Genomic DNA, 2,465 nt, shown 5'->3' with positions numbered 1-2,465 from the left:
CTGGGTTGTGTTGCAAGAATACCAGTCAACTTCAATATTGGAGAAGTGGAGACCATGAACCTTACGGACGGTAATCGTGGGGTGTGGCTGACTCCCGGTATTTCTGCTCATGTCACCTCCAAATCCATAGAGTCACAATGGGACACATTGGATGCAAAAGGGTATATTTTCCCTTTGAAATACGTAGGTGTGGACGGTGCGAGATGGAATGATGATCATACATGTACGCCAATTGTAATCGATGCAGAAGGCAATATGAATGAGCATTCGATTTCGCTAGGAAGAACAATGAACAAAGCGAAAAGGACACTACGTACAGCCTTGCTTCCAAAGGTAAAATCAACACAAGCTGTTGATCCTAGTACGGGGCAACTGGCTCCTGCTGTTACAAAATACTTTGAAGCAATCGGAGATCAGGCTTTGGGGAGAATGCAAACGGCTACTGAAATTGTAGCGTCGCAAACGGCGGTAGATCCTGAGTCGGATTTACTTACACCACCAAAAGAATTACTGGTAGATTTTGCAGTAGTTCCTTATGGGCATATTGGGCAGATTTCGGGAACTATCAATCTTAAGCAATCACTATGAGTACAGTAGCAAAAATAAACGGAAAGGCGTATGACAGTGCTGACGTGACGGTAGCGATTTTGGGTGTTCCTATCATTGAGACCAGCGAAATCAGCTATAATAGTGAGCGAGAACATCAGCTCAACTATGCTTTGGGCAGTAGCAAGCCTACTTCTTACAGTGAAGGAAAGTATAGTTACAATGCAAGTATTACACTTTACATGTCTGAAGTAGTAGCACTGGAAAAAGCTATGGGAGGTGATAGAGATCTTATGAAGATTAAACCCTTTCCTATTACTGTCTCTTACGCTAACGAAGATAATGATATTATCGTCGATGTGATTATTGCTAAGTTCCAGTCGCAAGGTCGTGAGGTGACTGGAGAAATGGGACTGGCAAAGCAATTTGATTTATTTGTTTTAGATATCCAATACAATAAATAAAGATGAAAGAGGGTAAAATACTTATTCCGGTGGCAACCGAAGAGCAAATCAAAGCTTGGAAAGAGAAGTGGCAACTTTTTAAAGTGGAAGTAGAATACGAAGGTCATGAGTATTCATTTATTGCCAAAAAGATTGACCGAGATACTCGTTGCAAGGTAGAGACTTATGCCGATAAGCAAATGAAGAAAGCAAGAGAAATCATCTTGAATACTTTATTGACAGGCAAGGCGGAAGTTAGAGAGCATGATGACTTGTTTTTCCTTGTGACAGATGAGCTTTTCGAATTGATCCCGAGTTATCCCAAAGCGACAGTGACGAAATTGTAGTCGCTATAAATGAAAGAGATAACCGGGACGTCATTCGAAAACAAAACGCTTTGATCTCTTACTTTTTCAAAATTCCTTTTCCGGAACAATTACCGGATGAGGTGTATTGGGAAAAGGCAAAACAGATTCAATGGCTTGCAGAAAAAGGAGTTTTAGGGATAGAATTGGAGAAAGGTGAAAATTAAATTCAATCAACATAACGTAACCAGTACTGCACTTTCTTTAACTGCCAATCAGGCAAAGCAGAAGGCACTTTCTTTGGCTATCAATATTAATGACAAAGAAGCGTCCCTTCCTTCAGAAAAAGAGGCGGACAGAAAAGCAATAGACTCAGCTAGTATAGATGTATACACTGAGAAGCAGGTGGATAACTTGGTGTTTGAATCGGAAGATGGTTCTGATCGTTTTGAATTTGCTATCACTCCTTTAATTGATCCAAAAAGAAAAAAGCATTTAATCACAACACCGATCAATAATGGGCTTCATGAAATAGTGGAACTGGTCAATATCCGTGGATGGGAAATATCATTCAGAGGTATTCTAGTGGATGACGAAAACCACAATTACCCCTTAAATCAGGTGAGAGCGTTAAATGCTTTTTTTGAAAAACACAAAACAGCAAAAGCGTATCATGAGCGTCTTGAGGTATTGGGGATTCAGAATATTGTTTTCGTGGATCTGTCTTTACCTCCTATAGAAGGGAATGCTGATACACAGCAATTCTCAATACTGGCAAGAAGTATACAGTCTCCAGAAGTGAAACTCTTAGAAGCATGAATGTCTATACTTTAAGTTCAAGAATTACAATTGGGAAATTGCAGTTTGATTCGGATATGAATACCGGAATACATCAAGTGGTTGTCCGTAAAGATGTAGAGCAAATGAGTGCGACAGCTACAATTGAGATTCCCCGTAACCTCACTTTAGAGGATAAGAAAGTGGAGGAATATTTCTCGAAAGGCGATGTAGTGAAAATAGAGCTAGGGTATAACGATGAGCTTATTTCTAGTTTTGAAGGTTACGTAAGTGATATTGTGTTGGGGTATCCTATCAAGATACAATGTGAGGATGAAATGTATTTGCTGAAGTCGGCACTTCCGAACAGAACTTTTTCCAAAGCAACTCTTGG

5 protein-coding genes and 1 pseudogene are annotated in these 2,465 nt (G+C 40.0%); all 6 read left to right on the top strand.

Annotation, left to right across the window (positions count from 1 at the left end):
• A partial coding sequence (locus tag PL77_RS32145; RefSeq protein WP_044213594.1) for a DUF2586 family protein occupies positions 1-588 on the top strand: 588 nt, incomplete at its 5' end.
• Entirely contained in the window at positions 585-1,010 is a 426-nt protein-coding gene (locus tag PL77_RS29605) for a hypothetical protein (protein WP_052444843.1), read from the top strand. The genes PL77_RS32145 and PL77_RS29605, both read left to right, overlap by 4 nt.
• Before the next feature lie 2 nt (positions 1,011-1,012).
• Positions 1,013-1,336: a hypothetical protein gene (locus tag PL77_RS29600; protein ID WP_044213591.1), complete on the top strand. Its 324-nt coding sequence runs from the start codon at positions 1,013-1,015 to the stop codon at positions 1,334-1,336.
• A gap of 50 nt (positions 1,337-1,386) precedes the next feature.
• A complete protein-coding gene (locus tag PL77_RS32510) occupies positions 1,387-1,521 on the top strand; it encodes a hypothetical protein (RefSeq protein ID WP_256380360.1) in 135 nt (44 codons plus the stop codon).
• Entirely contained in the window at positions 1,511-2,113 is a 603-nt protein-coding gene (locus tag PL77_RS29595; protein ID WP_044213588.1) for a DUF6046 domain-containing protein, read from the top strand. Before PL77_RS32510 ends, PL77_RS29595 begins: the two co-directional genes overlap by 11 nt.
• A pseudogene (locus PL77_RS29590) lies at positions 2,110-2,465 on the top strand (hypothetical protein); the annotation flags it as partial. The gene PL77_RS29595 and the pseudogene PL77_RS29590, both read left to right, overlap by 4 nt.

The organism is Flammeovirga sp. OC4, assembly GCF_000812565.1.
Lineage (GTDB): Bacteria > Bacteroidota > Bacteroidia > Cytophagales > Flammeovirgaceae > Flammeovirga.
This window is presented reverse-complemented; position numbering and strand designations above follow the sequence as displayed.

What these genes read in the sequence shown, in the direction of transcription:
- PL77_RS29605 (WP_052444843.1), top strand. Translation starts at nt 585, where the DNA reads ATGAGTACAGTAGCAAAAATAAACGGAAAGGCGTATGACAGTGCTGAC.
- PL77_RS29600 (WP_044213591.1), top strand. Translation starts at nt 1,013, where the DNA reads ATGAAAGAGGGTAAAATACTTATTCCGGTGGCAACCGAAGAGCAAATC.